Origin of the sequence: Halorubrum sp. Hd13, assembly GCF_002252755.1 — an archaeon.
Lineage (GTDB): Archaea > Halobacteriota > Halobacteria > Halobacteriales > Haloferacaceae > Halorubrum.
The window spans coordinates 20,061-45,817 of sequence record NZ_NHOY01000017.1 but is presented as its reverse complement, the minus strand read 5'-3'; the positions used below and the strand labels follow the sequence as shown (position 1 = coordinate 45,817).

Below are 25,757 nucleotides of genomic sequence, written 5' to 3'. Positions count from 1 at the left end.
TTATTCGATTGGCCCGGGACAGACGGGTATGAAACGCGTCCGCGTCGACAACGTGGAGAACTCGCTCCAGCCGGCCGCGGTGATGCGACCGCTCACCGAGGCGCTGGGGCTCACCGACCTCGCGGTCAACTACTACGAGCTCGAACCTGGCGACAGCTTCGCGTTCGCGTACCACAGCCACGAGGTACAAGAAGAGGCGTTCTACGTTATCTCGGGCACGGCCACGTTCGAAACGGACGACGGACCGGTCGAGGTGGGAAAAAACGAGATCGTGCGATTCGATCGCGAGGAGTTCCAGCGGGGGTGGAACCGCGGCGACGAACCAGTCCGCGCGCTCGCACTCGGCGCCCCGCTAGAGTACGGCGAGATGCCGCGGCTCCGATACTGTCCCGACTGCGACGCCGAGGCGGACACCGAGTTCGACCGCGTGACGGAGGCGGGCGAGGACGACAAAGCGTCGAGCCGCGAGGCCGTGATCGCCCGCTGCGTCGAGTGCGGCGCCGAGACGGGCCGCTGGTACCGTGGGTCGATGGACGGGGAGGTGCCGTGAGCCGATGACGCCGCCGAGGCTCCCGGAGCCAGTCGAGCGATTCCTCGCCGATAACCGGGTAGACCTCGTTTCGACCGCGGAGACCCTCCTGAGCCACGACACGGCCAACCCGCCCGGCCACACCGCGGCGTCGGTCTCGTGGATCGCGTCGCGGCTGGAGGCGGCCGGCGTCGACCTTGAGCGGATCGCAGTCGACCCGGAGAAGCCCAACCTCGTCGCGACGCTGCCCGGCACCTCCGACCGGACGCTGTGTTTCGTCGACCACGTCGACACGGTCCCGTTCGACGGGACCGAGTGGTCACGCGACCCGCTCGGCGAGCGCGAGGGCGACCGGCTCTACGGCCGCGGCGCGACGGACATGAAGGGGGCCGTCGCCGCGATGCTCCAGGTCGCGCTCGCGTACGCGGAGTCCGACGCAGCACCGCCGGTTGACCTACAGTTCGCGTTCGTGAGCGACGAGGAGACCGGCGGCGACGCCGGCCTCCCGAGCGTCAGAGAGGCGATCGAGTTCGTGCCCGACGCCTGCGTCATTGGCGAGACCACCTCACGGAACGGACGCTGCGCGGTGTCGATCGCGGACCGCGGCGCCATCTGGCTGACGTTAGAGGCGACCGGCGGGGCCGCACACGGCTCGCGGCCGATGCTCGGTATCAACGCTATCGACCGACTGACGGCCGCGATCGACCGGCTCAAACGAGAGTTCGGGACGCGAGAGCTGGCCGTCGCCCCAGAGATGGCGCCGATCGTCGAGGAGTCGGTCGGCTTCCACGAGGGGGAAATCGATGCCGAGACCGTCCGCGACCTCTTCCGGTATCCGACGATTAACCTCGGCGTGATCGAGGGCGGCAGCGCGGTCAACGCCGTTCCGGCATCGGCGCGGGCGGAGGTCGACGTGCGGCTGACCGCGACCGTCGAGACCCGTGACGCGCTCGGGTCGATCCGGCGCTGTCTCGGCGGGATCGAGGGGATATCGATCGCGGACGTCTCGTGGAGCCGCGGGAGCTACGAGCCGATCGACTCGCCGCTGGTCGAAGCGAGTACAGCCGCGGCGGAGTCGGTCGTCGAGGGGCGGATCTACCGCCGGAGCGCGACCGGCGGCGGTGACGCGAAGGATCTGCGCCACGACGGGATTCCGACCGTGGAGTTCGGTTTCGGGACCGACACCGCCCACGCGGTCGACGAGTACACAACGGTCGACGCGCTCGCTCAGAACGCCGAGGCGTACGCGCGGCTCATCGGTGAGTACGCGGTTCGGGTCGACGGCGGAGGCTCCGGAACCGGAGGCGGGAGCTCCGACCGCGACGAGCAGTAAGTGCGGTCAGTCCCCGCCGTACGTGTGGAAGTCGACCGCCTGTTCGAGCAGTTCGTCCGGGATGCCGGGGACCTCCTCATCGCGGACGGGACCCGCCTCCCGCAGCGCCTCGGGCGTTCGCGGGAACTCTCTGAGTGCGAAGTGGATCGAGATGCCGGCCTTCGCGCCGTCGGCGAGCGCGATCGGGAGCTGGTTGTGACCCGGCGTCACGTCGCCGACAGCGTACACGCCGTCGACCGACGTCTCACCGTGGTCGCCGACGTCGACAGTCCCGTCGTCGTTGAGATCGCAGCCGAGTTCGCGGGCGAGCCCGTTGTTGTACTCGGAGCCGTACATCGCGAACCCGCCCTTGTACTCGCGAGTCGTCCCGTCCTCGAACTCCAGCGCCTTCAGCCAGCCATCCTCGCCGTTCTGGACGCCGGAGATGTCCGCGTGCACCACGTCGATCGGGTGGTTCTCGAGCATGTCGGCGGTGTCGTCGCTCCACTCGGGTTCGTGGCCCCGCGTCAGGATGTCGACGTCGTCCGTGAAGTTGAGCATGATACCGGCCACGTGCGCGGTGCTCTCGGCGTGTCCCATCACGTACACCGGCTTGTCGACGAACATGTGCGCGTCGCAGTGGAGACAGTAGTGGAGCCCGCGGCCGGTTCGCGGCAGCGGCGGATCGGGGCGCACGTCGTTGAAACCCGTCGCGAGGACGACGGCGTCGGCCTCGTACACGGCGCTGTTCCCTTCCAGCGCGATGCGGTCGTCGTCGCCCGCGCGATTACACGAGGCGATCACGTCGCGGTGGAGGGCGCAGCCGTACTCCTCCAGCTGTTCTTTCCCGACCCCGAGCAGCTCGTTCCCGCTCGTCTCCTCTCGCGTGCCGATCAGGTTGTGGACCTCCTGCATCATCGCCGCGCGGCCGCCGCCGCGGTCGACCAAGGCGGTCCGGTGGCCTAATCGAGTGCTGTACAGCGCCGCGGTCTGCCCGGCGGGCCCCCCGCCGACGACGACCACGTCGTACGACTCCGTCGGTAACGTATCAGACATGATCGTGCCGTCGGCCGGCGCAAACAAAAACGTGTGTTGTTATCGAATTGCACAACCGTCAGAGCACCCCGGCGCCCCCAGCGGTTCTCGCTCGACTCAGTCTCGATACGCGCAGTGGAACCCGGCGGCGTGCCGGTAGAACGCCGGGAGGACCGTCCCGCGCAGGTCGGCGTCGGGTTCGTCAGCGAACTCAACGCCGACCCAAACGCGTGCGTCGTCGACGGCGGCCGCGACGTGCGGCGGGAGCTCGTACGCGTCGGCCGCGGTGAGATACGATCGCGTGAACGCGTCCGCGAGGCGGTCGAGGAAGCGCTCGGTCGGCTCGAAGCTGTCCCAGCCGTCGGCGACCAGCCGGTAGTAGGTGCGCCGGATCAGTTCCGACCCGTCGTCGATGCCGTGGTCATCGAACGACGCCGTCGTCGTACAGTCGTCGGTTCCGTCGTCTCTGTTCGTGTGGTCTGTGCTCTCGTCCATACCGCTGAAGACGTACGGTTACCTTAAGTAACTATAAGAGTTGTGTGGATACATCGCACAGACGGGACGATTCCAGTCTCGGAGCGCGTTACTCGCCGTCCACAGAGCGGTGACCCAGTCGAAATCTTGAGACCGATGCGAAAGGCGTGCTCCACATGAAGGTGACGTCGGCAAGCCATCGCAGTGGTTCTATTGAATACCTATTTTCCGGACACATTACCGTCTGAAACAGCTGTTGGTTAACGAGTGGGGAGATATGCCTCTGTTGAAATCCTCTTCTTCAAACATATTATTGCCTGAAACAGCCGGTCAATGAGAACTGCGTATTGATCGTCGTTCAGTGGTGCAAGTTCCGTGATGGTTCTGTAATCGTCACACTTTCGTTCAGTGCTGTTCTAATCCAATTCCGTAACTTGCGTATGCACCGGCGGAGATTCTGTATTGCAGCAGGTGGGGGACTCCTCGGAACGTCAGGATGCCTAGAGGCCGGTTTCGAGCAGGGACTTCATTTAGGTGGTGTTGTATTAGCCAACCAGCGAGCAGGCGACATTGTGGTTCAACTTCGGATACAACAGGGAGACACAACGGTCGTCGATAGTGAATATTCACTAGAACCATCTGATAGCTCTGAATCTGGTATCACTATAGACGACGCGTGGAGCGCTCGTGTAAATCAATACACCGTCACAGTAGGTCTTGACGATGGGATGACAGATTCATTTGTTTACGCAGACGATCAGAGTCACGGGGACTGCACGGTGGCATATATCGGAATACGGCCTTCTACTTTTCACTTCTCTGCTCACGAAACTCCTGACGAGACATTCTGCTCTACGACCAGTGATTGAGAGATGAATCCTCTGTACTGACCGCGACTGGGTCAGAATATATCACTTGCTGAGGATTTCAACAGAGCCGGATATATTGAACTAGTCTTGAGTGACTGTGTCAGTTGGTCGCTCCGTCGCAGGTGCGGGCGGCTCGTGTGTCCCAAAGTCTGGGTGCGTCTCTTCCATCCAGACGTACACGATGGCGCCGGAGATGAACATGAGAAGTGCAGTCATGTAGAATGCGGCTTCGGCGCTGACGAGCTCCATCGAAAGTCCGATCAGGATTGCACCGACTGCGTAGCCGGAGTCACGCCACATTCGATAGACACCCATACCCGCTGACCGCCACGTCGGGTGAGCGGCGTCGCTCGGCACAGTCATCAGGTTCGGATACAGTAATGCCATACCCAAACCGGAGACAGCGGCCAAGACGGCCCACGCGAAATACCCCTCGACGAGCACCATTCCGAGGACGCCGGCCCCTGCGAGGAACATCCCCCAGATCACGGGCGGTCGGCGGCCGATACGGTCAGCGAGCCCACCGGTCGCAATCTGGAGGAAGTACATCGCGCTGTGGACGCCGACGACGACACCGACAGCCGCAATACCGAGGCCTTGGCTCACCAGATACAGCGGGACGGCGATCCAGAACAGCGTGTCCACGAAGTTCTCGATATGGCCGGCCTGAGCCGCAGCGAACAGCGTTCTGTCGCCGTAGGTCGCTCGCTTTACCACCTCGTTGAACGGCAAGTTCGCGTCGCGGTGGTCGTCGTCACCTTCGGCCTGGGCGTACTGGACGGTCTCTTTGATCAGGAAGATCGAGATGAGGAACGCCAGCACGACGACTATTGCGAGGAAGTAGAACGGTTCGGGCCGAAGGCTCCACTGCCCGGCGATGACGCCAGTGAGCCACGCACCGACAGCGACGCCGGTGTATCCGAACGATTCATCGATGCCGACTGCGAGACCGCGCTGGTCGGATCCTGCGAGATCGATCTTCGCGTTGATCGCCATACTCCACGTCAACGCTTGGTTGATACCCAGCAGGATGTTGCCGACCGTGATCCACCCCCAACTCGGAGCGAAGATGAGGATGACCGGTAGGGGGAGTGCCGTCGCCCATCCGGCGACGAGAACTGGCTTCCGGCCGTACTCCTCGCCCCATTTGCCGGCGTAGAGATTGAGGATCGACTTCACAATCCCGAACGAGACGACGAACGAACCGATAACGAGGAACGACGTGACGCCGAGGACATCCTCTCCCAGAACGGGGACGACGGTCCGTTCGGACCCGATGGTCAATCCGGTGGCGAACACGAGCAGGACGTGTAGCGAGAACTGCCCGAGGTGCTCGCGGATTCCCTGTTTGATTTCAGTACCCGTACTCATGTTTATTCGGCAGCGCAGTTGTTGGGACCCAGCTCCAGTTCAGCTAACTCGTCGGTAGGAACCGACTCTCGACCGACGTTCGTTCGCTTGACACGCTCGAAATTCGGGGGATGGTCCGGGATATCCGACGCGAGTTCTTCGACGAACTCGTCGCGGTCGCGGCCGAGGTCCGTGTTCCGTTCTTTGACCTCAGCGAGGGTCGCAGTCACCGGCGGTTCAGGCGAGCCGGGATCGTGTGCAGGCAGCACAACCGCATCGTCTGGCCTGTTCAGCAGCCGCTGAAGGCTCTCGTAAAGCGTCGCAGCGTTCTGTTCGACGTCGGCGTCTTCGATACCGGCTTCGACGCCGAGTTCGACACGCCCGACGCTCTCGTGGAAGAGCGTATCGCCCGTGATCAACACCGCACCGTCGATATCGAACGAGACGCTCCCTTCGCTGTGTCCCGGTGTGTGAATGACCGCGATATCGAGACTGCCGGCCGTGACAGTTTGTCCATCTTCAACCGGCGTCGCATCGATGGCAAGCGCATCCTTCGGGTGGAGATAGTACGGGACGCCGTGACGATCTGCGAGTTCCGCGGCACCCGAGACGTGGTCCGCGTGTGCGTGGGTGTCGAAGACACCGATGAGGTCGGCGTCGTACTCGTCCAGAATCACGTCGTATTCGTCGAGATAGTGTGACGGGTCGAACACTACGGCTTCGCCGTTAGAGATGAGGACGTGTGAGAGGCAGCCTTTCCCCGGGCGTGCAACCTGAATGAGCGTGCCATCGAGATCGACCGGAACCGTCGCCTGCCGGTGTACGCGGCTCCAACCGTTCAGTCCGTCCGTGAGCGTCACCGCGTCGTAGTCCAGTTCTCGGAGCACTTGCGTCGCGGTCTCCGAGACGACACCTGCGGGACAGACGGTAACAATCTCCTCTTCACGGGGGAGGTCCGATAGGTGTTCTTTGGCTTGTTCAGGGTTGTCGGTTAATTCGTCGTAGACATCGACGTTGACACTACCCGGAATATGCCACTCCTCGAAGTCTTCTCGATGGCGAATATCGAGGACGAGTGGCTTGCCGTCGCCATGTCGCAACTGCTCGCTGAGTTTTTCCGGCGAGATATCTTGCATCGGTGTTTGTAGATAGGATTATATTCGCATATGAGTACTGCCGGACATGACCGGTACTGTTAATCCTAACCCGTTCAAAATACGTAGTATGAGCTTGTACGAGGCCTCGATTCGCGTTAAACACGAGTGTCCGTACCGGGAGATCTCGGAACGACATCCGGACTTGACCATCCGTGAGTGGCCGCTGAGCGACTGCCAAGTGCTGGAGATCACATCAGAGACGACCCCGACCGATGGGCTGCGTGACGATATCGACCACCTCGGAACCGTTCTACACGAATCGAAAGATGACGACGGGTATCACGTTGTCACACAGTCGTGTCTCTGTTCACTCGAACGGTCCATCATCGACCGCTTCGAGAAACACAACTGTCTGTATCAGTCGCCGACGATCTACCGCCAAGGCTGGGAACACTACACCGTAGTAGCATTCGACGGTGAAGACGTCCGGGAGTTACTCGGTGATCTGAGATCCGACAGAGAGATCGAACTGCTCTCGAAGACCTCGATTTCGGAGACGCAGATCCCCCACAGCATGCTGGCTCCGGCGAGTGAACTGTTCGAGGACCTCACTGACCGACAGCTTGCGGCACTCCAGTTAGCACTGGAAAGTGGGTACTACGAGCAACCGCGGGGGACCTCGCTTCGAGATCTGGCCGATCAGACGGCCGTCGCTCGTTCGACGTACGAAGAACACCTCCGGAAAGCGGAGAACAAACTCCTCACGAACGCGGGACAGTTCCTACGACTGGTTACCGCGACATCCACCGACGACCCGCTACAAGTAGAGAAGACCCGACGAACCGAACGAACCGCCGACTAATCTGTCATCAGTTCGCCAGGCAATAAGTTATTTATTCAATAGCAATCGCCCAATGAGATGAGCGACGTCCGGAGTTTCGTTCGATTCTGTGAGACCGAGTTTGGGACTGCGGTCATGGATCGAGAGGCCGCCTATATCAGACAGCACGTCACCGAAGATGACCGGATTCTGAACGTTGGATGCGGCATCGGGTCACTCGAAGAGCGCTTTTTACAGTACGAAATAATCGGTTTAGATCGCTCGGAGGATATGGTTCAAGCAGCCCGGGACCGAGTTGCTGCACCGATTGTTCTCGGTGATGCGACCGCACTTCCCATTGCAACGGCGTCGGTCGGTACTGTCGTCTTCGTTTCAACGCTCGAATTCATTCCCGATGTCGATTCAGCGCTTGCCGAGGCGACCCGCGTCCTCGCTTCCGAGGGAGCCCTAGTTGCACTGGTGTTGAACACGCGCTCCGAGTACGTGCAATCGAACCTGCAGCGAGAGGGGTCCTATTTACCGCGGATGATCCACCGAGGTTCTGAGACGCTGACCCAAACGATATTGGAACACGTCGATGGCGAGCAGGGGTTCTTTTTGTGTATCTCCGACGAGGAAGTCTTCGAGAGCTCTGATCCGACGACTGCCGCCATCTCGGCGATAGTCGGGACCCCAACCGGCTGACCACAATATCCTTGTCTGGCCCCGCGAACACGAAAGACATGACCGACTCGCCCGGTTCAGGTTCTTCTCCGCTTTTCGACGCGAAAGAATTCGACGAACCGTCCGTTTTCACACCAGAAGCGCTGCTGGAGAACGCCCGACGGCAGAAAGACCTCCCGGAATGCTCCGTGCCCGATATCTGTCTCCTCGATCCGGACGGTGATATCGTGCGCCACCTGAAGGCCACCGGAGAAGCGGACAAAGTCGAAACGTGGCCCGGCTACCACACTGATCTCTATCGGTTCGAACGGAACGGTAAGGTGTTCGGTATCGTGGGATGCGCTGTTGGGGCATCGTTCGCCGTTCTCGTTGCGGAGCAACTGTTCGCCGCTGGCTGTCGATTTCTCGTTAGCGTAACCTCTTCGGGGCAGATTGTGCTGAAGGATGATCCACCGTACTTCGTTCTCATTGAGCGTGCGCTCCGCGACGAAGGAACGAGCCACCACTACCGTTCGACCAGCCGTTATGCGACTCTCGGTGACGAGCTCAGCGCTCCGGTCGAAGAAGCGTGCAAAACTGTGTCACGTCCTGTGTACACGGGAACGACGTGGACGACGGATGCGCCGTTTCGGGAAACGGAGACTGCGATTGAACGTGCTAGATCAGAAGGAGTTCTTGCCGTCGAAATGGAGGCAGCGGCGCTGTACACGTTCGCCGAGGTTCGAGAGTTGCCAGTCGTTTGCGTCGCTCATGTAACCAATCAGATGGGACAGACCGAGGACGATTTCGAGAAGGGGGAAGCAGCTGGAAGTCAAGATGCGTTAGAGGTGATTGATGCAGCCGCTGCCGCCTGGCAGTCTCTCAATTGAGTAGAAATTCATCAGACGGAGAGGCGGTTACTGACACGAAGTTAGTGGAGCAGCACTGTACGTTGATACGTGTGTTCCCTGTACTGAGCGACTGTTGGTGAAAAACAATCGGCTGCTGAGTATTTCAACAGAGCGGTCGCAGTTCTTCGCCTCCCAGTCGAGAGAACCCCAGCAAGAACGCGAGACCCTGTCGGGAATTGCTAACTTTCCTGTACGAGGAGGAAGTAGCCAAAACGATGCGGGTTCGTGGCCGGCCGTTCTCGTTCTGGCTCCTGTTACGGAGAATCAAGGAGAAAGCCTCGCGCTTCAGCGCGCGGATGAATCCGACAATTCTCTACAGTAACCAGGAACTTCTGGTCGGGTGGTTCAAGTGAGTGATTCTCGTACTACTCGGTAGCCGAGGCGGTCTACCCGCCCATCTAATCGGACAATATCGGGATGGCCCGAACCCACACAGAAAGCACCCTTTCTGTTGTGGATTTCAGGGTGCAGTAAGAAGTACCTCTGAATCCCAAGTCGGGATAGGAGTAACGGCTGATTGACACAGCCAGTAGCCGTCACCGAGACAGCTACAAACCGTAAACACCCCAACCCAGCGGTACGGTGCCGTGGGAATCTTCGCCCTTCAGGGCGGAGAGGATGTCAAGGGCTGAGAATACATCGGGTCCGAACTGATATGCGAAGACGCGTCGACGCCCGCCGCGATCCGATGTCCGCCAGACCGTCTCAGCGCTCCCCGTCCTCACTCCAGCGCCGCCCGAATCGTGTCGGCTCCCGTGACGCCGACGAACCGCTCGATCTCCTCGCCGTCGCGGTAGACCGCGACCGTGGGGATCGACCGGACGCCCGCCTCCGCGGCGAGTCCGTTGTGTTCGTCGGTGTCGACGCCGAGGATCGGCGCGTCGATCATGCCGGACAGCTCCTCGAGGATGGGCGTCTGCTGTTTACACGGACCGCACCAGTCCGCGAAGTAGTCGACGACGACTTGATCGTTCTCTGCGACCGCCTCATGGAACGACTCCGCGCTCTCCACGTCGACAATACCGTCTGTCTTCGCACCGCCGCCGGAAGCCGCGTCAGATGACATATCGGATCGGAGGGCCTACGCCTTCATATCGCTTCCCGAACCACGAGGTAAACGGGTTACCATCGGCTCACCGGCGAAGAGTCGAACATGATCATGCCGAATGGTAACGCAAGTACATTATCGCCTCGGTCTTATCAACGCACCAATCGTTCACCGACCATGCCAGTCGAGTCGAACGCGCCGTCGGTACCGAGTGACAAGGACGCGATTCTCAGCGCGCCGCGCGACGACGGTGCGAACGTCCTCTTGACCGCGAACAGATACGACGATCCTCAGCGCGACCGTCACGGCGCAATTATCGAGGAGACGTCGGCGTTTCGGTCAGACATCGAGTTATTCTACGATCTCCACACACTCGCGTGGAACGCCGACGAGGAACACACGCTGGACGCCCGCGACGACGCCGTTGAGAGCGACGTCTCGTACGCGTCGAGCGAGGTCCCGGAGATAACCCTCGAGAACCGCTTCGACGAGGACGGATCGACCGGGACCCTCACGCAGCGCGTCGTCGCGAGCGTGGACACCTGCGGCCTGCTGATCGAGACAAACGCAGAGTTCGAGACGGTCGCGGAGCGGACCTTCTACACCGTCGCCGACCTCGGAATCCACGGCCACGACCACGAGGACCCCAACGCGGTTCAGGAGGCGTTCGTCACTGAGCGCGACGGCGCGGAGCTAGTGGTCGCGACCGACGGCGACCGGTGGGTGGCGATAGCACAGGACCGCGACGGGGACCGCGAGTTCGACGGGCGCCGGATCGGCCACACCGGCGTCGCGGAGGGCCCGGACCGGAGCGCGTGGGCGGATATCTACGAGAGGAACCACGGATTCATCGACGACACCGACCGGGCCGAGGGGAACCTCGACGTGGGCGTCGGGCTGTACGTCGGCGAGACCGACGCTGCGTCGTGGCTCACTGGGGTGGGATTCGGGTACGGCGAGGAGGCGGCGGTCGAGCACGCCCTCCGGCTCCTCGACCGCGGTTACGAGTCGGAGCGGGAGTCGTTCGCGGCGGCGTGGGAAGACTGGCACGAGACGGTCTCGGACGGGCCGACAGACGACCCCGATGTCAACGACCTGTACGAGCGATCGCTGACGGCGATGAAGTGCGCGCAGGACGGCTGCTGTGGCGTCATCGCCGGCGCGTTCAAGCCGAGCGATATGACGTACAAGTTCATCTGGCCCCGCGATCAGGTTATCATCACGCAGGCGCTGGTCGCGGCCGGGGCCGAACGCGAGGCGCGACTCGCGCTCCGGTGGTTCGACGAGAACCAGATCACCGGCGACGTCGTCGACGACCGCGGCATCGACCGGCACGGGACGTGGTGGCAGAACTACTTCGTCACCGGCGAGGCCCACTGGCGGGCGCTCCAACTCGACCAAATCGGTGGGCCGATATACGCCCACTGGCTCGTCTGGCGGGAAACGGGCGACGACGACCTCCTCGACGAGCACTACGACATGTCCCGGCGCGCCGCCGAGTTCCTCCTCTCGTACGACAACGGCTACGGCTTCCCGGAGAAACACCAGGACCCGTGGGAGGAGATCTGGGGCCACAGCACCGAGGGCACCGCCGCGGCGATCGCCGGACTGCGCTCGATGGGGGAGCTCGCCGACGCGCACGGGGACGAGGCGTTCGCCGAGGAGTGCCGCGAGCGGGCGGCGGTGTGGGCGGATAACTTCGAGAAGTACTGTTTCAAGTCCACGCCGTACGGCGACGCCCTCGTCACGGCGGACAGCCCGGAGACACCGGCCGATCCGCCGGCCGACGCCCGGCCGGACGCGGCGTCGTTCATGGCCGTCTGGCCGTGGAACGTCGCCGACGCCGAGAGCGACGCCGTCACAGCGACCCTCGACGCCGCCGCCGACGAGGCGTGGGTCGCCGGCGACTCGCCCTGTCTCGGGCGGTACCCCGGCGACCGCTACACGCCCACGGGGACCGTCGAAGACGGCGGCTGGCCGCTCTGCGAGGCGTACGCCGACGTCGCCAGGCGGCTCGGCGGGAGCGGCTCGGACGCTGTCGCGGACCACGTGTTCGAGGACGTCCACGAGTGGACAACGACGGCCGGGCTCCTCCCGGAGCGCGTCGACGGAGGCGGTCGGGTCCGCTGGAACTCGAACCTCCAGTGGAGCCAGGCGACGTACCTGCTGCTCGTCGAACACCACGTCCGCGACGAGGCGTTCGGGCTCGCGCCAGACGGCGGGACCGACTGACCGGCGTGCGGGAAGGCTCTCCGACGACGCCCGCCGCGACGAAGAAGTCGTGTCGATCGGCGAACCACCTGGAAACTGCGCGACCGGCGGGAGTAGACAAGGGTTAACACGACCGGTCCGAACCGTACCGAACGATGTCAGACTCCAGTCCGATTCCGACGGAGAGTGAGGGCCGGTGAAGGTCGCGGTGTACGGGGCGGGCGGCGTCGGCGCGTACTTCGGCGGTCGTCTCGCTCGGGCCGGCGCCGACGTCCACCTCATCGCGCGAGGCGACCATCTCGACGCGCTCCGCCGCAACGGCCTTCGCGTCGAAAGCGTCGACGGGGACTTCTCGGCGAATCTGCCCGCGACCGACGACCCGGCCGACGTCGGCCGCTGCGACGTCGTGCTGTTCACGGTCAAATCATTCGACACCGAGGCGGCGGCCCGTGAGCTTGGGCCACTTCTCGGTGACGACACCGCCGTCGTCTCGCTGCAGAACGGCCTCGACAACGAGGAGACGCTCGCCGCCGAGATCGGCCGGGAGCACGTCATGGGCGGTGTCGCCTACATCTTCTCGACGATCGCGGAGCCGGGCGTCGTCGAACACACCGGCGGTCCGACTAGCTTCACCTTCGGCGAACTGGACGGCGCGCACAGCGACCGGGCCGAGCGGTTCTTGGAGCGGTGCGACCGCGCCGACGGAATGGAGGCCGAGCTGTCCGACGCCATACGGATCGATCTCTGGGAGAAGGCCGCGTTCATCTGCGCCCAGGCCGGGATGACCGCGGCGGTGCGCCTCCCGCTCGGCGAGATACGGAGCCACAAGGAATCCCGGGAGATGTACCGACGGATCGTTCAGGAGGCGTGTCGGGTCGGCCGGGCCGCCGGGATCGAGCTCCCGGAAGGGACCGTCGACCGGTGGATGGAGTTCCCCGAGGGCCTCGGCGCGGACTCGTACTCGTCGCTCCACTACGACATGACGCACGACAAGCCGATGGAGCTCGAAGCCCTCCACGGCGCGGTCGTCCGGCGGGGTCGAGAGCACGGCGTCGCCGTCCCGATGAACGAGGCCGTCTACGCGGTTCTGCAACCGTGGGCGCAGCGAAACCGGTCGAGAAAATCCGACGACTCCTGACTGCTGTGAAAACTGCGCTACTCTGACACAACCGCGTTGAGCGCGGCCGACCGCCAGCGGTCGACCGCCCGCGCGACGACGTCGTCGCTCGATCCGACGGCGGAGTACTGGTAGACGTGCCCGCCCGCGTCGAGTAGGCGACGGTTCCGCGTCACCAGTCCCGCCTCTCGGAGCCGGTTCAGCGACCGGTTCACGTTGCTACGGTCGCGGTCGAGGTCGTCTGCGAGCTCCCGGGTGGTGGATCCCGGCGACTCGGCGACCGCGTCGTACGTCCGGACGTCGTGGCCGCCGAGCCCGAACACGGTGCGGAGCACCTCCTCGCGGGAGGGCTCCTCCACTGCGAGCCCGTCGTCCCGGTCCGACCGGCCACCGGTCCCGCGCGTCGCGAGAGCGTCTGCGGTCGCGCTGCCGCCGCGGTCGGAGCGACTACTCATCGGCGACCTCCTCCCCGCCGGGGCGACCCGGGAGACGCGGGCCGGCCGGCTCCCGCGGACGGTCGACTACATCGCCGGCGAGATGCTCGCGACCCCACCTGAGCATCGGATCGAGGACCGACTCTAGTTCCCGCCCGCGGCGGGTCAGGGTGTACCGGACCCGGACCGGCTTTTCGCTGACGACCTCTCGGTCGACGAGCCCCTCTGATTCGAGCGTCGAGAGGCTGTCCGAGAGCATCTTGTTCGACACGTCGTCGATCGCCGCCCCGAGCTCGCTGAACGTGTGCGGCTCCCCGTTCAGCAGTTGGGTGAGGATGACCGGATGCCACTTGTGACCCAAGACGTCGGCGACCTCGATGAGGAGGCGCTGCGTGCGCTCGTGTGAGCCGTCGAGACGGGATATCGGGATCGGTTCGGTGCTCATGGTTCTGGGGTCACTCCCCAGTAGTATGGTCACCCACGCTACGTGTCTCGGTGGAGGGGTACCGAGACACATAGGGTCCCGGGTCACTCCGTCACTCTCGCTCGTCGTCGACGAACGACGAGACGAGGGTGTGCTCCGCCGCGCGCAGGTGCTGGTGCAGCGTCGCCGAGGCGATACCGAGGCTCTCGGCAACCTCTTCGGCCGTGTGCCTACGGGGCCAGTCGTAGTATCCCTCCTCGTAGGCCGTCTCCAGTACCGACCGCTGCCTGTCGGTGAGGCCCGCCGCGCCGTCTATCGGGACCGGGAGGTCCGCCCTGCGGGTCGGGGTCTGGCGCTTGGCGACCAGTTCGACGCCGTCCCAGTGCTCCGAGAGCGTGTCGAGTACGCGCGTAACGTCCTCGTCGCTCGGGACCTCGGCCATCAGTCTCGTGTCGCCGTCGCTCGCGTGTAACGACACCAGACTGAACCCGGCCTCGGCAAGCAGCCCCGGTGGGGCGCCCGCCACCGTGATCTCGACGACGCACGTCGCGCCGCGACGCTCGACGAGGCGACACTCTCGGACCGCGGGGTAGTCGTCGAGAAACGCGCGGATCTCGGCGAAGTCGCCGTGGGTGATCCGCGTCTCGTAGGCGTGGGCGTCGCCCGCGTCGGTGACGCTACCGAGGTGATCACACCGGCAGTCGAACGCCGCTGAGAGATCCCCGAGCGGGCTTTCGAAGGAGAACTCCAGTTCGACGGAGTCGCTCTCGATCAGCGTGTTCCGGCGCCGGTCGGCGATGATCGCGAACCCGAGCGTCTCACCGAGCAGTTCGAGGCCGCTCTGCGTCGCCTCGGCGAACCCGCTCTCTTCGGCCCCGGCCACGGCGAGCACGCCGAAGCGTTGGCGGCCGCAGGCGACGGGGACCGCCGCGGCGATGGACTCGTCGTCCGCGACCGACTCGGCTTCGTCACGGCTCTCGGACTCGAAGCGTCGGCGCTCGACGACCGCGGTGTCAGCGTCGTGTGCCTTCCGGACCAGTCGGCGCGCGAACGGCGACGTGAGGAACGACTCCTCGTCGGTCTCGCTGAACGAGCCCGTCGCGACCGCACTGGAGTCGATCGTCACGGCGTCGGCGTCGTCTCTCGTCTCCACGGTCGCGATCCACGCCGCCTCGTACAGCGACGAGCCGGCGAGTTCGTCACAGACCGACTGCCTGACAGCCGCACCGCTGGTCGCTCGCAGGACCGAGCGAATGACCTCGGTGACGAGGGTGTTGAATCGGTCAGCCGCCGCCAACTCCTCGCGGCGGCGCTCCAGTTCGCTCCGCCGGGTCCGGAGTCGTTCCTCGCGCTCCGCACGGGTGAACGCCGAGCGAACGACGCCGGCGAACAGCTCGATCAGCCGAACGTCGACCGCCCCCATCGGTGCCTCGCGGTCGAAGGCGCTGAGGACGCCGAACTCGCCGAGCGGCACGTGGACTTCGGCCCGACACGGGTCGTCCGTGTACGCCTCGTCGGTCGGCGACTCGTTCCGGACGGTCTCCCCGCTCCGGTACGCCGCGCCGGCGTTCGACGACTTGAGGTCGTACGCGAGCGCCGACTCGACGAGCTCCGCGGCCGCGTCCGACGTGACCGTCCGAACCAACTCGTTGGCGTCGGCGTCGTACAGTCTGACGCAGGCGATTTCGTGGCCGAGGATATCGACGACGGTCCGGATCGCGATCCGGCTCACGTCGTCGCGGTCGGTCGCGGCGAGGAGGTCGCGGCTCGCCTCGGTCAACCCCGTGAGCCGGCGTTCTCGCCGACGCTCCTCACTCACGTCGCGAGCGACGCAGACGAACTCGCCGTCCTCCAGTCCCGTCACCGACGCTCGGACGGGCACGTCGTCGCCGTCTTCCCGCGGGACGGTTAACTCCCCCCGCCACTCGCCCGACTCGGCGACCGAGGGTCGGCAGTCGAGTTCGAATCGGTCCGGATTCGCGTACAGTGCGCCCCACGTCGCACCGGCGATAGCCTCCGGGTCGTCGTACCCGAACAGCGAGGCGTACGCCTCGTTCGCGTGGACGACCGCACCCTCGCCGTCGAGCACGGCGATCCCGTCGTCGGCCGCGGCCATCGCCGCCGATCGACGGCGCAGCTCCCGCTCGCGCTTCGTACGCGCCGATGCGTCCCGCACGATCGCGAGTATCCGGTCGTCTCCATCGAACCGGACGGTCGTCGCGGTGACGTCGACGGGGACGACTTCGCCGTCCCGCGTGTGACACGACAGCTCCGCGGTGAACCCGCTTCCGCTGTCACGGACGCGTTCGACGAACTCCTCGAACACCTCGTAGTCGTGCGGATGGATGTCCGGCGGTCCGAGTGCGAGGAGACGCTCCCGATCGTATCCGAGCAGTTCGCAGGCCCGGTCGTTACAGCGGAGGATGCGGTTCGCCTCGGCGTCGATGACGAGGACCGCGTCTGGGGTGTGCTCGAACAGGCGCTCGAAGACGGTGGCTTCGTCGCCCGACGCGGTCCCGGATTCGGAGGTCCCCGTCATGGCGTCGGAGCGCGGCGGGACACGAGGCGTGAGTGGATCATTCGAGCGTTCTCTCGTCCGGTTCGTTCGGTGCGCTCGGTTAAGAAACCAGCCACGCGAGAGGGTCGCGGCTCCGACGAGACGGGGAACGTGCCTCTCGTCCGCGACGGCGTCGGTCCGGACTCACGACATCGTGAGCAGTTCGTATCCGTCGTCGACGAGGGCCGCGACGTCCGGTCCGTGTTCTTCTCCGGCCGTTCCGAGAAGAGGAATGCCCTCCGTTCGACAGCCCGACGTCGCATTGAACGCGGCCGCGCAGAACGCGCAGGCGGCGATCTCGACATCGCCGGCCACTGCCCGGTCGAGGTTGTCGCGAAGCGGGTGGTCGGCTCGCGTCGCCAGTTCGCCGGGCCATCGGGTCGCCCGGCCGTCGAGGTACACCCGCACGTCGTGGCCGTCGTCGGCGAGCCGGAGCGCGTACTCCACCCCGTTAAGCGCGCTCCCGGTCCTGTCGGGACCGGCGCTGAGCAACACCGCGTACTTTCCCATACGGGCCCGCAGGTGCGTTCAATATAAACCCTATCGGGGGACTCAGTTACCTCGTTACGACCCAGTTACCGGCGAGGAGAGGGCCGGAGACCGAGACATACCGCGCCAACCAGCGCGGCGTCAGTCGTCGGCCGCCGACGGCGCGTCACTGCGTTGCCCCTCGGCCGACGGTATGTCGCCCCGGTCACGGGTCCGGAACGTCGCGAGCGACTCGCGGAGGCGGGTCGTCCGATCCGCTAGGCCCTCCACCTTCTCGGAGACGCGGTCCGAGGAGACGGACCACTTCCGAGAGTTCGAGGCGGCGCTGCCAGACCTGCTCGCCGGCGAGCCGGAGGTCACACGGTTCGAGGTCGACTCGGCGACCGAGATGGAACTGTGAGGCGAGCGTAGCCGGTTACTCGTCGCCGGACGAATTTATCGACCCGTCGCCTCATCCGTTCGATCGTTCAGCTCGTTCGCCTGACTGATCGCGTCGATCACGTATCGAGCGATGTCGTCGAGGTTGTCCGCGTACGCCTGCGTCGTCTCGGTCACTTGGTCGACGTTCTCCGACGTCCGAACCGCGCTGTCGGCGATCCCGTCGAGGTCGTCAACCGCGTCCGTGATCGACGCCGCCGCGGTGTCGGTACGCGTGTCGACCGTTTCGATCTGATCTATCGTCTCGTCTGCGGTCGATCGCACCTCCTCAACGGTCGCCTCGATCTCCGTCGCGCGCTCCTGTGCCTGTTCGGCCAAGTCCTTGACCTCGTCCGCCACGACAGCGAAGCCGGAGCCCGCCTCACCCACGCGAGCGGCCTCGATCGAGGCGTTCAACGCGAGCATGTTCGTCTGGTCGGCGATCTCGTTCAACATCCCGACGATGTCGTCGATCTCGGTGACCGTCTCGCGGAGGGTCTCCAACTTCTCTTCGGCCGCGGCGGCCGCGACCTTCGCTTCGTCGACATCGGCGTTCGCCTCCCGAGCCGATCCACGTGCCGTCTCCGCCAACGAAGCCGTGTCAGAACTGGACGCGTTCGCCTCCGCGGCGCCGCGAGACAGCGACTCGATCGCGTCGCTCGACTCGCTCAACTCCGTCCCGATCTCCGAGAGGAGCTTCGCGTGCTCGGCCGTGAGCGTCGAGAGCGGGGTCTTCCCGTCTCGATCCGCCGCCTTGTCCGATCCTCCGCTTCCGTTGTGATCGCGTGATTGTCGACTCATGAGTGTGCGTCCGCCGAGGCGGTTGGCGTACACTTCCGCGGGGGCTATTTAATCGTGGTCCGCACATTATCAGGAGTGACGTAAAACAGGCTTTCCGCCGCGGGGAGTGGTATGCCGTCGTGCGGCCCGATCGACCGAATCAGACACTGGAATTTCAGACGAGGACAGCCGATACATGGGTAACGAACCGACGGGGGGTAGAGACGTCGAAGCGAGCGAAAACGGTGGCGGCCGGTCGTCGGTCGAGGAGCGGTACCGAAAGGTATTCGAGCACAACAACGACGCCGTCATGATCGTCGACTTCGGGACCGAGTCGTTCGTCGACGTCAACCCGAGGGCGTGCGAGCTGCTGCGATACTCCCGCGAAGAGCTCCTGTCGATGGACCCCGAAGCCATCCACCCAGACGACATCGCTCGGGTTCGCGAGGAGTTTATTTCGCAGGTCAAAACGGAAGGAACCGGCTTCACCGACGACCTGACGTGCCTGACGAAGGACGGAGACGAGGTCCCGACGGAGATATCCGGAGCGGCGCTGGAGCCGGCAGACGGGGGCGATGCCGCGGCGGACGCCGAACCGAAGCAGATGGTCGCGATGCTCCGGGACGTGTCTGATCGCGTCCGGAACCGCCGGCAATTAGAAGAGAAGGTCGAGCGGCTCGACCGGTTCGCCGGTATCGTCTCACACGACCTCCGAAATCCCCTCTCAGTGATTCAGGGGCACGCGGAGCTCGCCAGACAGACCGGCGGTTCGGAGCATTTCGACGCGATCGAGAACGCCGCCGATCGCATGGAAGAGATGCTGTCGGAACTCCTCCAGCTCACCCGGGAAGGCGACTTGATTCACGAGCGGACCGAAGTCGACCTGGCGGCGGTCGCGCAGACCGTCTGGGTCGACTGCGACATGGCGCCGGCGACGCTCGAGATCGAGTCCTCGACGACCCTTCGAGCGGACCGAGACCGATTCCACGAGCTTTTCGTAAACCTCTTCGAGAACGCCAGCGACCACGGCGGGTCGTCGGTGGCTGTTCGGGTCGGAACGCTCGACGGGTCGGACCGGAGTGGCTTCTACGTCGAAGACGACGGGGCGGGTGTCCCGGCGGACGAGAGGAACGACGTCTTCGAGTGGGGTCATACGACGACGGGAGACGGAACGGGGTTCGGGCTGGCGATCGTCGCCGAAATCGCGGAGGCCCACGGCTGGGAAATCGGAGTCGGAGCGTCAGCGAGCGGCGGAGCCCGGTTCGAAGTCAGCGGAATTGACCTCTGACGCGGGCTCGGACACCTCGACGCGGACGGACGCACCGCTGCCGCAAATGTCGTGAACTCACGGCGAACGTGTCCCTTCCGTGACTGTCCGCGACATATATGTCTCGTTAATGGGTATCTCTCGGTTACTCGAGAGAGCGGTCACGGGCGTCTGTGTATTCGAACTGGACCGGCGAGAGAGTTTTTTCAATACTAATTGATAGTTGAGACCGGTGCTCTCAATGCATATAGATCGTAGGCCGGGACAGAGCGACGGGGAGTCTTTTAGGCGAGTTTGACAGCTGTGCCGTAGGCGATCACTTCCGACGCGCCCTGGGTGACCTCCGACGTTTCCATGCGGACGTTCACGACGGCGTCCGCTCCCATCTCAAGTGCGTCCGCTTCCATCCGCTCGATGGCCTGATCTCGGGCATCGGCAAGCAACGTCGAGTAGGCCTTGAGTTCGCCGCCAGCGAGATTCCGAATCCCCTGGGTGATATCGCGTCCCACATTCCGTGCTCGGACAGTGTTGCCCCGGGCGATACCGAGCACCTCCACAATCTCGTGGCCAGGGACCGTCTCGGTCGTGACGGTGGCGACAAGTGACTGCTCTACATCTGTCAAAACGGCTTCTGAGGACATATCTACCGCTAAGAGGGGGGCAGAGATGATAAACCAGTAGTGACCCATGCGTTCACCTAGCGCGGCTACGGCCTCGATAGAGGCGGGCAGGTCGCTATGCGAACCAGTGGCCACGCAACTATATCGCGTCACCCGACGTGTCACTAGTATGAATACACGACCTCGCTCTGGTCGCGAACCCGCTGCCACTGATAGCATGGAGTTTTCCGAGCAATCTGCTGGCTCGGTCGACGGCGGTATTCGACCTGCCAGGGTGTCTCGGTTCGGGGACCTCTACGACGACGCCATCAGCGTACTCCTCGATGTCCCCGTTACCGACCGGCGGATCGAGACCAGAACAGGCCGAACGCACGTCCTGACTGCTGGGGATGCAACTGCACCGCCGGTAGTGGTGTTCCAGGGCGGCAACGTCACGAATCCGGTGACCCTCGCGTGGGTTCAGGAACTTTCCAGCGAGTACTACCTCATCGCGCCGGATACGCCCGGACAGCCCGGCTGGAGCGACCCGCACGAACCCGACGAGTACGGTCCGTGGGTCGCCGACGTGCTCGATGACCTCGGAATCGATCGGGCAGCGATGATTGGGGTCTCTCACGGTGGGGGAGTTCTCTTGGAGGCGGCAGTTCACGCCCCTGACCGAATCGCTGCAGCCGTACTGGTCGCTCCCGCAGGGTTCGGTACTCCCCTCTCGTCGGCTCTCGCTCGAATCGTCGTTCTGTCGCTGGCGTATCGAGTCGTCCCACGACGAGGGCTATTGAGCCGTGCCCTGGCCCCGATGTTCAGCGATCCGATAGAAACTGTCGACGACGTCGTCATCGAGACTGTCGGGCAAGCACTCCGGACGGGCGATCTTCAGGCTTCATTCCCCGGTCCGGACGACCTGGCAGACCTGGCCGCGTTCGACACGCCGACCCTGGTCATCTTGAGCGAACGGGACCCGTTCTTCCCGGCGAGTCGAATTCGTCCGCGTGTCGAGCAGACGTTACCAGCACTCGTCGAGTGTATCACCCTGGCTGGCGAACGGCACTTCCTCTCGCTCCCAGGCCAAGAACGTGTAACCGACCATATTCGGGGATTTCTGGATGAACGGTTTGGCCCTGACGAGGAGTGACCTTCCCGCTCGAGATACCCATCTTGTCGTTGTCGGACGGCATGGATGGTGAAGACCGAGTATATAAAACACGGATGAGTACTGTGCGAGAACACTTCTGCTGTTCAGACGTCTCTATTCATATGACAACCTTCGTCGAGCGTCGCCCGCTGAGCTTCGCGGTCGGAACCCTCGGGTTCATCGTCGCCTTATTCATCGCCACGCGATACATACTGGGCGCCGTATTCCCGAGCCTCACGCTCGATGGCATCTCCTTGATCACGAACTGGATCTTGGTCGCATTCGTCATCGGGCTCGTCGCGTGGCTCGGCTGGTGGGGCAAGATCCGCTTGGCCGCACCGGTCAATCGCCGTGCGCTGGTGTATCTCGTGCCGCTATTCGGGTTCGTGGCCCTCCCGTTCGCGTTCGGAATCGCCATTCCCGACGTTTCGCTCACTGAGGGCGCGACATTATCCGGATGGGTCGCGTTGCTCGTCATCGTCGTCGGGAGCGCACTGGGTGCTGGTCTCAGCGAAGAACTCCTCTACCGAGGAGTGTTACTCCGCGCCCTCGAATCGAATGGGCGATTGTTCGCCGCCCTCGTGACTGCAGCACTGTTCGCGCTATCCCACGTCTCGCAGGTGATATTCGGTGCATCGGTCGGTGACTGGCTGATCGGGGTCGTCCTGATGATTCCGATGGCGATCGGCCTGGCAGCTGTTGCGTTCCGACTGGGGAGCCTCTGGCCGCTCGTCGTCTGGCACGTCGCGGCCGACATCACGCTTCCGCTGGTCCCCGCCACAATCGGTGCTGAGGAAACGACGACGTTCATACTCGCGTATCTCGGCCTGTCAGTCGTGGTCGGTCTGATGGGGATGTGGCTCCTCTGGCAGGACCGGCGTGCCGCCCAAGCTGGTGGTGAAGCTGAGATCAGTCCTGATGCTGTCGAACGGCCATCTGGATAGAACTGGGGTACAAAGTTATACCACAAAACATCATTGCACGAACTGTTAGCACGTCCGAGGATCGCCGATAGCAGTCACTATTGAGTCAGACGCTCGGATCAGTTATCCGCCCCCAAACATACCGAAATCCCCTCTATCTCCTGCTGACGTTCCCCTTAGGAAGACTGTATTTTGTCGTCCTAACAACTGGATTGACACTCGGCATCGGACTCGTGGTTACGCTACTCGGAATTCCGCTCTTGATCGCTGTCGTAATTGGGAGTCGCCGGCTGGCTTCGTTTGAACGCCGCCTTGCAAACAACCTCCTTGGGCTTGGTATTCAAGCACCCGACGATATGGAGACCGGGGTGGACGAGGGTATCTGGTCGCGAGCGAGGACTCGCCTGACGGCGCGTTCAACTTGGGTGGGGCTTTGCTATCTGCTTTTGAAGTTCCCGGTCGGCATCGCGTCCTTTACTCTCGTAGTGACGACACTGACCGTCTCAATCGGGTTGCTCACGGCACCACTCACCTATTCCCTCGTTGAAGACGGCATCCAACTCGGCGTCTGAACGATTGATACATTACCGGAAGCGATCGTAGCGGTTCCTATCGGTATTATTGCCCTCGGGATTACCGCCTACATCCTAAACCAGGCCGCACGATTATCGGGCCGAATTGCTACAGTGTTTCTCGAAACACAGTGAGCCCTCGCGGATGATCGCCGACGAGAGTGGGGAAACATCGTGGCACCGTACTAAGCCTCGGTTTCGCCACTACAGACACTCTTCCGAACAGCTATTGAGTTCAGTTGGGAACTATTATTCTAGAAGCATCTTCGGAGAGTTCCGCGTGCCACCAAGCGTCCTTACACTCTCCGAGATGTCACGGCCGAACCAGAGACGTACGGTACAGGGGTGGTACCGTCCCGTCGTATCCATCGAGTTTCCATATACTGGTACCGTCGCAGAAAGGTTTCAACCCCTAGTGCTGTCTACTCGCTGGCGTTGTCTTCGGGTTGGTGTCGCGATAACTACGACTCTCATGAAGGCTGCGTGAACTCCCGATAGCCGGAAAGGGGAACCAAGAATAGTCGGAACGGGAGTAGTAGTATTTTCGGGCGAAGACGGGGCCGCCGATATCTGCTAGCCTAAACCCGATCCCCCCTCTATTCGGCGTCACCGAACGTGTTAGCGAACGATGGGTGGGTGCCCAGGTAGGCACCGAGGATGCTCAGGCCGACCATGTACGCCACAGAGATTATCAGCGAGAATGCCAGGGTAGCGACGATGATCGCCGTCAGCCCCGTGGCGCTCTCCAGGAGACTCCAGATGACGACTGCGAACACGGTGATGACCGGGATGGTGGCGAATAGGCCAGCCAAGCCACCAGTTCGAACGGCACTGCTATCCGATCCGCGGTTGAGGTAGCCAGAGACCCCGCCACCGATGACGGGGGAGAACGGCACGAACGACGCGACGATCGTGACCATCGCCCCGAGGATGGCGTTTTCGGTCGTGCTCGGCGATACAATCCCGGTTGCGTCGAAGCGTCGACGCGCGCGGGTCTGGAACCCGAAGAACGCGATACCAGCCACGACCAGCATCACGCCGGTTAGTGTCAAGCTGACTCCGTTTCCCCAAATGAAGGCGTAGACCGCGTCGATCAGTTCGGGGTCACTCATCTCAGTCGATGTAATCCGTCCGGAAGCTACCCAGGACGTGACCCGCCCAACGTCCGCGAACCCGGCGAGGAGGTATCCGGCAGCTCCGAAAACCGCTCTGCGAGTACGAGAAACAACGAGATAGCCACATCGAACGTTCTGCTCAGCGGCTGCGTCTGCTCGTCACGATCCTGTACAACTGTCTCTTCATCAATTGTTGCTCAGGACATACCAATAGATACGATCTGTATGGACACATGGCTCCCGCCGTATCCATCCGTGCATTATATATTGAGACACAGTAGGACAGTCGGTATTCTCGATGTCGTCCTGAGATTATGGTGCGATTCAGGGACTCCTCGAATTGAACTGTGGAACACATCACCCGCCAGAGAAACTTCAGGAACGCCATGTATAGGACGGAATATGAGGGTGTCATAGAACGGTTAGCATGGTGTGGATAGTAGCGGAGAAGACGGCTACCATGGGTTCACAGGCCCTGGCAAAAACTCTGCTATCAGCTACCGTTCACTCAGCTACTACCGAAGGTATGTGGAGAGTTCTATGGCACCCTCTGCGGAGTTAGAACTGTTTCATACCCTGATGGTCGTGCTTCCCGGAGCATCCCCGCGCTCGTAGTTTGTGATTACGACGACCAGCCGGAGACATAGCGCGAGGAAGACTTGCGCTCGCGCGTGGACGCGGCCTCTGGCGCGCAGCGTCCCGAGGCCGCAGTCCTTGCAGGCTCCGAGTGTTCGTTCGGCCTGTGACCGGCGGTTGTACGTCTCGTCTAAAATTGATTGCTTGAGATGGACACTCTCACTGTGAGTCTCGATGCGGTCTTCGACCCTGTACTCGATGTCGAGCGGGTCATCGGTATTGCGCGGGTTGTACGGGACGACCGGCACCACCCCTGTACTCAGCAAATGATCGTGCCAGTCGAGGATATCGTAGGCGCTGTCGCCGAGCATCCACATCGGCTGCTTGACGACGAGCGCGTCACGGGTAACACGCATCGCCGTCTCTTGGGACGCCTGCTTGCTCTGGGTGAACTCCGCCGCAATCGGAATCTTTGCGCCGGTCGAGACTACCGTGCAGCCGTAGCCGTAGTAGTACTCCTCGGCAGTCGGGTCGTAGTTCTTCGAGGCGTCGGAATCGGTAGGCATAGCCCGGATATCGGTCGAATCGATGCAAAACGTAGAGTCGAGCAAGCCCCGTCGAGCGGCCTGCTTGACGAGGCGCTCGAAAACTTCCTTGACGATGTGTTCGAGGTCGGTGAGAAAGCGGTCGACTGCGTCTCGTGAGGGTGGCCGATTAAAGCCACATCCGAGCCAGACGGGGTCGTTGTTGAGTTCGCGTGTAACCGGGCGGATGCCGTAGATGTCCTTGTAGTAGCAGTGCAGAAAGCCTCAAAACAGCTCCGGCGGGTGGTGTTCACGTGTTCGCCCCTCGGGAGTGGGGGCGAACACATCGAATTCGGTCAGGAACTCGAATTGAAGATGCTCGAACAGTGCGAGAGTCTCCGTCTCTACAATATCGAAAAACGCCTCAATGTAGGAGTCCTCTCGTAGAATAGTCAAACTCATTTACCTCAGCACTCACTTCGGTCGCCGGT

The 25,757-nt window shown here is 63.0% G+C and carries 24 protein-coding genes and 1 pseudogene; 12 read left to right on the top strand and 13 right to left on the bottom strand.

Features of this window, described 5'->3' with window-relative positions; genetic code table 11:
- Nucleotides 1–28: 28 nt before the first annotated feature.
- Both DJ81_RS02385 and DJ81_RS02380 read left to right on the top strand, forming a co-directional pair.
- Entirely contained in the window at nucleotides 29–550 is a 522-nt protein-coding gene (locus tag DJ81_RS02385) for a cupin domain-containing protein (RefSeq protein WP_094527534.1), read from the top strand.
- 4 nt (nucleotides 551–554) lie between these two features.
- Nucleotides 555–1,862: a M20 family metallopeptidase gene (locus DJ81_RS02380; RefSeq protein ID WP_094588258.1), complete on the top strand. Its 1,308-nt coding sequence runs from the start codon at nucleotides 555–557 to the stop codon at nucleotides 1,860–1,862.
- A gap of 6 nt (nucleotides 1,863–1,868) precedes the next feature.
- Here DJ81_RS02380 and DJ81_RS02375 read toward each other — a convergent pair whose 3' ends face one another.
- The 4 genes from DJ81_RS02375 to DJ81_RS02360 all read right to left on the bottom strand — a co-directional run bounded on the left by DJ81_RS02375 (nucleotide 1,869) and on the right by DJ81_RS02360 (nucleotide 6,705).
- Entirely contained in the window at nucleotides 1,869–2,897 is a 1,029-nt protein-coding gene (locus DJ81_RS02375) for an NAD(P)/FAD-dependent oxidoreductase (protein ID WP_094524489.1), read from the bottom strand.
- 96 nt (nucleotides 2,898–2,993) lie between these two features.
- On the bottom strand, nucleotides 2,994–3,371 hold the full coding sequence (locus tag DJ81_RS02370) for a hypothetical protein (protein ID WP_094527531.1): 378 nt from the start codon (nucleotides 3,369–3,371) through the stop codon (nucleotides 2,994–2,996).
- 929 nt (nucleotides 3,372–4,300) lie between these two features.
- Nucleotides 4,301–5,590 (bottom strand): MFS transporter, encoded by a 1,290-nt coding sequence (locus DJ81_RS02365; protein WP_094524487.1) that lies wholly within the window; start codon nucleotides 5,588–5,590, stop codon nucleotides 4,301–4,303.
- Nucleotides 5,591–5,592: 2 nt separating this feature from the next.
- Nucleotides 5,593–6,705 carry an MBL fold metallo-hydrolase gene (locus DJ81_RS02360; protein ID WP_094588256.1) on the bottom strand — a complete coding sequence of 371 codons (1,113 nt, stop codon included), beginning with the start codon at nucleotides 6,703–6,705 and terminating at the stop codon, nucleotides 5,593–5,595.
- Between the two features lie 88 nt (nucleotides 6,706–6,793).
- On the opposite strand from DJ81_RS02360, the gene DJ81_RS02355 reads away from it, so the two are divergent.
- Genes DJ81_RS02355 through DJ81_RS02345 form a run of 3 tightly spaced genes read left to right on the top strand, consistent with a single transcriptional unit; the run spans nucleotide 6,794 to nucleotide 9,039 of the window.
- Nucleotides 6,794–7,528 carry a helix-turn-helix domain-containing protein gene (locus DJ81_RS02355; protein WP_094588254.1) on the top strand — a complete coding sequence of 245 codons (735 nt, stop codon included), beginning with the start codon at nucleotides 6,794–6,796 and terminating at the stop codon, nucleotides 7,526–7,528.
- Between the two features lie 57 nt (nucleotides 7,529–7,585).
- The gene (locus tag DJ81_RS02350; protein WP_094588252.1) at nucleotides 7,586–8,191 is read left to right on the top strand and encodes a class I SAM-dependent methyltransferase; all 606 of its coding nucleotides are present in this window, start codon (nucleotides 7,586–7,588) and stop codon (nucleotides 8,189–8,191) included.
- Between the two features lie 38 nt (nucleotides 8,192–8,229).
- Complete coding sequence (locus DJ81_RS02345) at nucleotides 8,230–9,039, top strand: nucleoside phosphorylase (protein WP_094588250.1); 810 nt, start codon at nucleotides 8,230–8,232, stop codon at nucleotides 9,037–9,039.
- A 742-nt stretch (nucleotides 9,040–9,781) separates the two neighbouring features.
- Here DJ81_RS02345 and DJ81_RS02340 read toward each other — a convergent pair.
- Nucleotides 9,782–10,126 carry a co-chaperone YbbN gene (locus tag DJ81_RS02340; protein ID WP_241881461.1) on the bottom strand — a complete coding sequence of 115 codons (345 nt, stop codon included), beginning with the start codon at nucleotides 10,124–10,126 and terminating at the stop codon, nucleotides 9,782–9,784.
- A 159-nt stretch (nucleotides 10,127–10,285) separates the two neighbouring features.
- On the opposite strand from DJ81_RS02340, the gene DJ81_RS02335 reads away from it, so the two are divergent.
- Nucleotides 10,286–12,340, top strand: a complete 2,055-nt coding sequence (locus DJ81_RS02335; protein WP_094588248.1) for a glycoside hydrolase family 15 protein — start codon at nucleotides 10,286–10,288, stop codon at nucleotides 12,338–12,340.
- Nucleotides 12,341–12,515: 175 nt separating this feature from the next.
- Nucleotides 12,516–13,457, top strand: a complete 942-nt coding sequence (locus DJ81_RS02330) for a 2-dehydropantoate 2-reductase (protein WP_094588246.1) — start codon at nucleotides 12,516–12,518, stop codon at nucleotides 13,455–13,457.
- Between the two features lie 17 nt (nucleotides 13,458–13,474).
- Here the strand turns inward: DJ81_RS02330 and DJ81_RS02325 are convergent, their stop codons facing one another.
- The 4 genes from DJ81_RS02325 to DJ81_RS02310 all read right to left on the bottom strand — a co-directional run bounded on the left by DJ81_RS02325 (nucleotide 13,475) and on the right by DJ81_RS02310 (nucleotide 17,361).
- A complete protein-coding gene (locus DJ81_RS02325) occupies nucleotides 13,475–13,891 on the bottom strand; it encodes a helix-turn-helix domain-containing protein (protein ID WP_094527525.1) in 417 nt (138 codons plus the stop codon).
- Complete coding sequence (locus DJ81_RS02320; protein WP_094524479.1) at nucleotides 13,884–14,315, bottom strand: helix-turn-helix domain-containing protein; 432 nt, start codon at nucleotides 14,313–14,315, stop codon at nucleotides 13,884–13,886. The genes DJ81_RS02325 and DJ81_RS02320 overlap by 8 nt, the downstream gene beginning before the upstream one ends.
- A 91-nt stretch (nucleotides 14,316–14,406) precedes the next feature.
- Nucleotides 14,407–16,833 (bottom strand): PAS domain S-box protein, encoded by a 2,427-nt coding sequence (locus tag DJ81_RS02315; RefSeq protein ID WP_094527524.1) that lies wholly within the window; start codon nucleotides 16,831–16,833, stop codon nucleotides 14,407–14,409.
- 162 nt (nucleotides 16,834–16,995) lie between these two features.
- Nucleotides 16,996–17,361: a DsrE family protein gene (locus tag DJ81_RS02310; protein WP_094524477.1), complete on the bottom strand. Its 366-nt coding sequence runs from the start codon at nucleotides 17,359–17,361 to the stop codon at nucleotides 16,996–16,998.
- Nucleotides 17,362–17,533: 172 nt separating this feature from the next.
- Here DJ81_RS02310 and DJ81_RS19550 point away from each other — a divergent pair, with 172 nt between their 5' ends.
- Nucleotides 17,534–17,740 carry a hypothetical protein gene (locus tag DJ81_RS19550; RefSeq protein ID WP_094524476.1) on the top strand — a complete coding sequence of 69 codons (207 nt, stop codon included), beginning with the start codon at nucleotides 17,534–17,536 and terminating at the stop codon, nucleotides 17,738–17,740.
- A gap of 35 nt (nucleotides 17,741–17,775) precedes the next feature.
- Here the strand turns inward: DJ81_RS19550 and DJ81_RS02300 are convergent, their stop codons facing one another.
- Entirely contained in the window at nucleotides 17,776–18,558 is a 783-nt protein-coding gene (locus tag DJ81_RS02300; RefSeq protein WP_249269050.1) for a methyl-accepting chemotaxis protein, read from the bottom strand.
- A gap of 175 nt (nucleotides 18,559–18,733) precedes the next feature.
- On the opposite strand from DJ81_RS02300, the gene DJ81_RS02295 reads away from it, so the two are divergent.
- Nucleotides 18,734–19,825, top strand: a complete 1,092-nt coding sequence (locus tag DJ81_RS02295; RefSeq protein ID WP_094557134.1) for a PAS domain-containing sensor histidine kinase — start codon at nucleotides 18,734–18,736, stop codon at nucleotides 19,823–19,825.
- 263 nt (nucleotides 19,826–20,088) lie between these two features.
- Here the strand turns inward: DJ81_RS02295 and DJ81_RS02290 are convergent, their stop codons facing one another.
- Entirely contained in the window at nucleotides 20,089–20,445 is a 357-nt protein-coding gene (locus tag DJ81_RS02290) for a YbjQ family protein (RefSeq protein ID WP_094527522.1), read from the bottom strand.
- A gap of 196 nt (nucleotides 20,446–20,641) precedes the next feature.
- On the opposite strand from DJ81_RS02290, the gene DJ81_RS02285 reads away from it, so the two are divergent.
- The 3 genes from DJ81_RS02285 to DJ81_RS02275 all read left to right on the top strand — a co-directional run bounded on the left by DJ81_RS02285 (nucleotide 20,642) and on the right by DJ81_RS02275 (nucleotide 23,051).
- A complete protein-coding gene (locus DJ81_RS02285; RefSeq protein ID WP_094588244.1) occupies nucleotides 20,642–21,556 on the top strand; it encodes an alpha/beta fold hydrolase in 915 nt (304 codons plus the stop codon).
- Between the two features lie 122 nt (nucleotides 21,557–21,678).
- Nucleotides 21,679–22,500 carry a CPBP family intramembrane glutamic endopeptidase gene (locus DJ81_RS02280; RefSeq protein ID WP_170938225.1) on the top strand — a complete coding sequence of 274 codons (822 nt, stop codon included), beginning with the start codon at nucleotides 21,679–21,681 and terminating at the stop codon, nucleotides 22,498–22,500.
- 80 nt (nucleotides 22,501–22,580) lie between these two features.
- Nucleotides 22,581–23,051, top strand: a complete 471-nt coding sequence (locus DJ81_RS02275; RefSeq protein ID WP_094588240.1) for a sensor domain-containing protein — start codon at nucleotides 22,581–22,583, stop codon at nucleotides 23,049–23,051.
- 596 nt (nucleotides 23,052–23,647) lie between these two features.
- Here the strand turns inward: DJ81_RS02275 and DJ81_RS02270 are convergent.
- Nucleotides 23,648–24,163, bottom strand: a complete 516-nt coding sequence (locus tag DJ81_RS02270) for a DUF5518 domain-containing protein (RefSeq protein WP_094588238.1) — start codon at nucleotides 24,161–24,163, stop codon at nucleotides 23,648–23,650.
- 572 nt (nucleotides 24,164–24,735) lie between these two features.
- A pseudogene (locus DJ81_RS02265) lies at nucleotides 24,736–25,728 on the bottom strand (transposase).
- Between the last annotated feature and the right edge of the window lie 29 nt (nucleotides 25,729–25,757).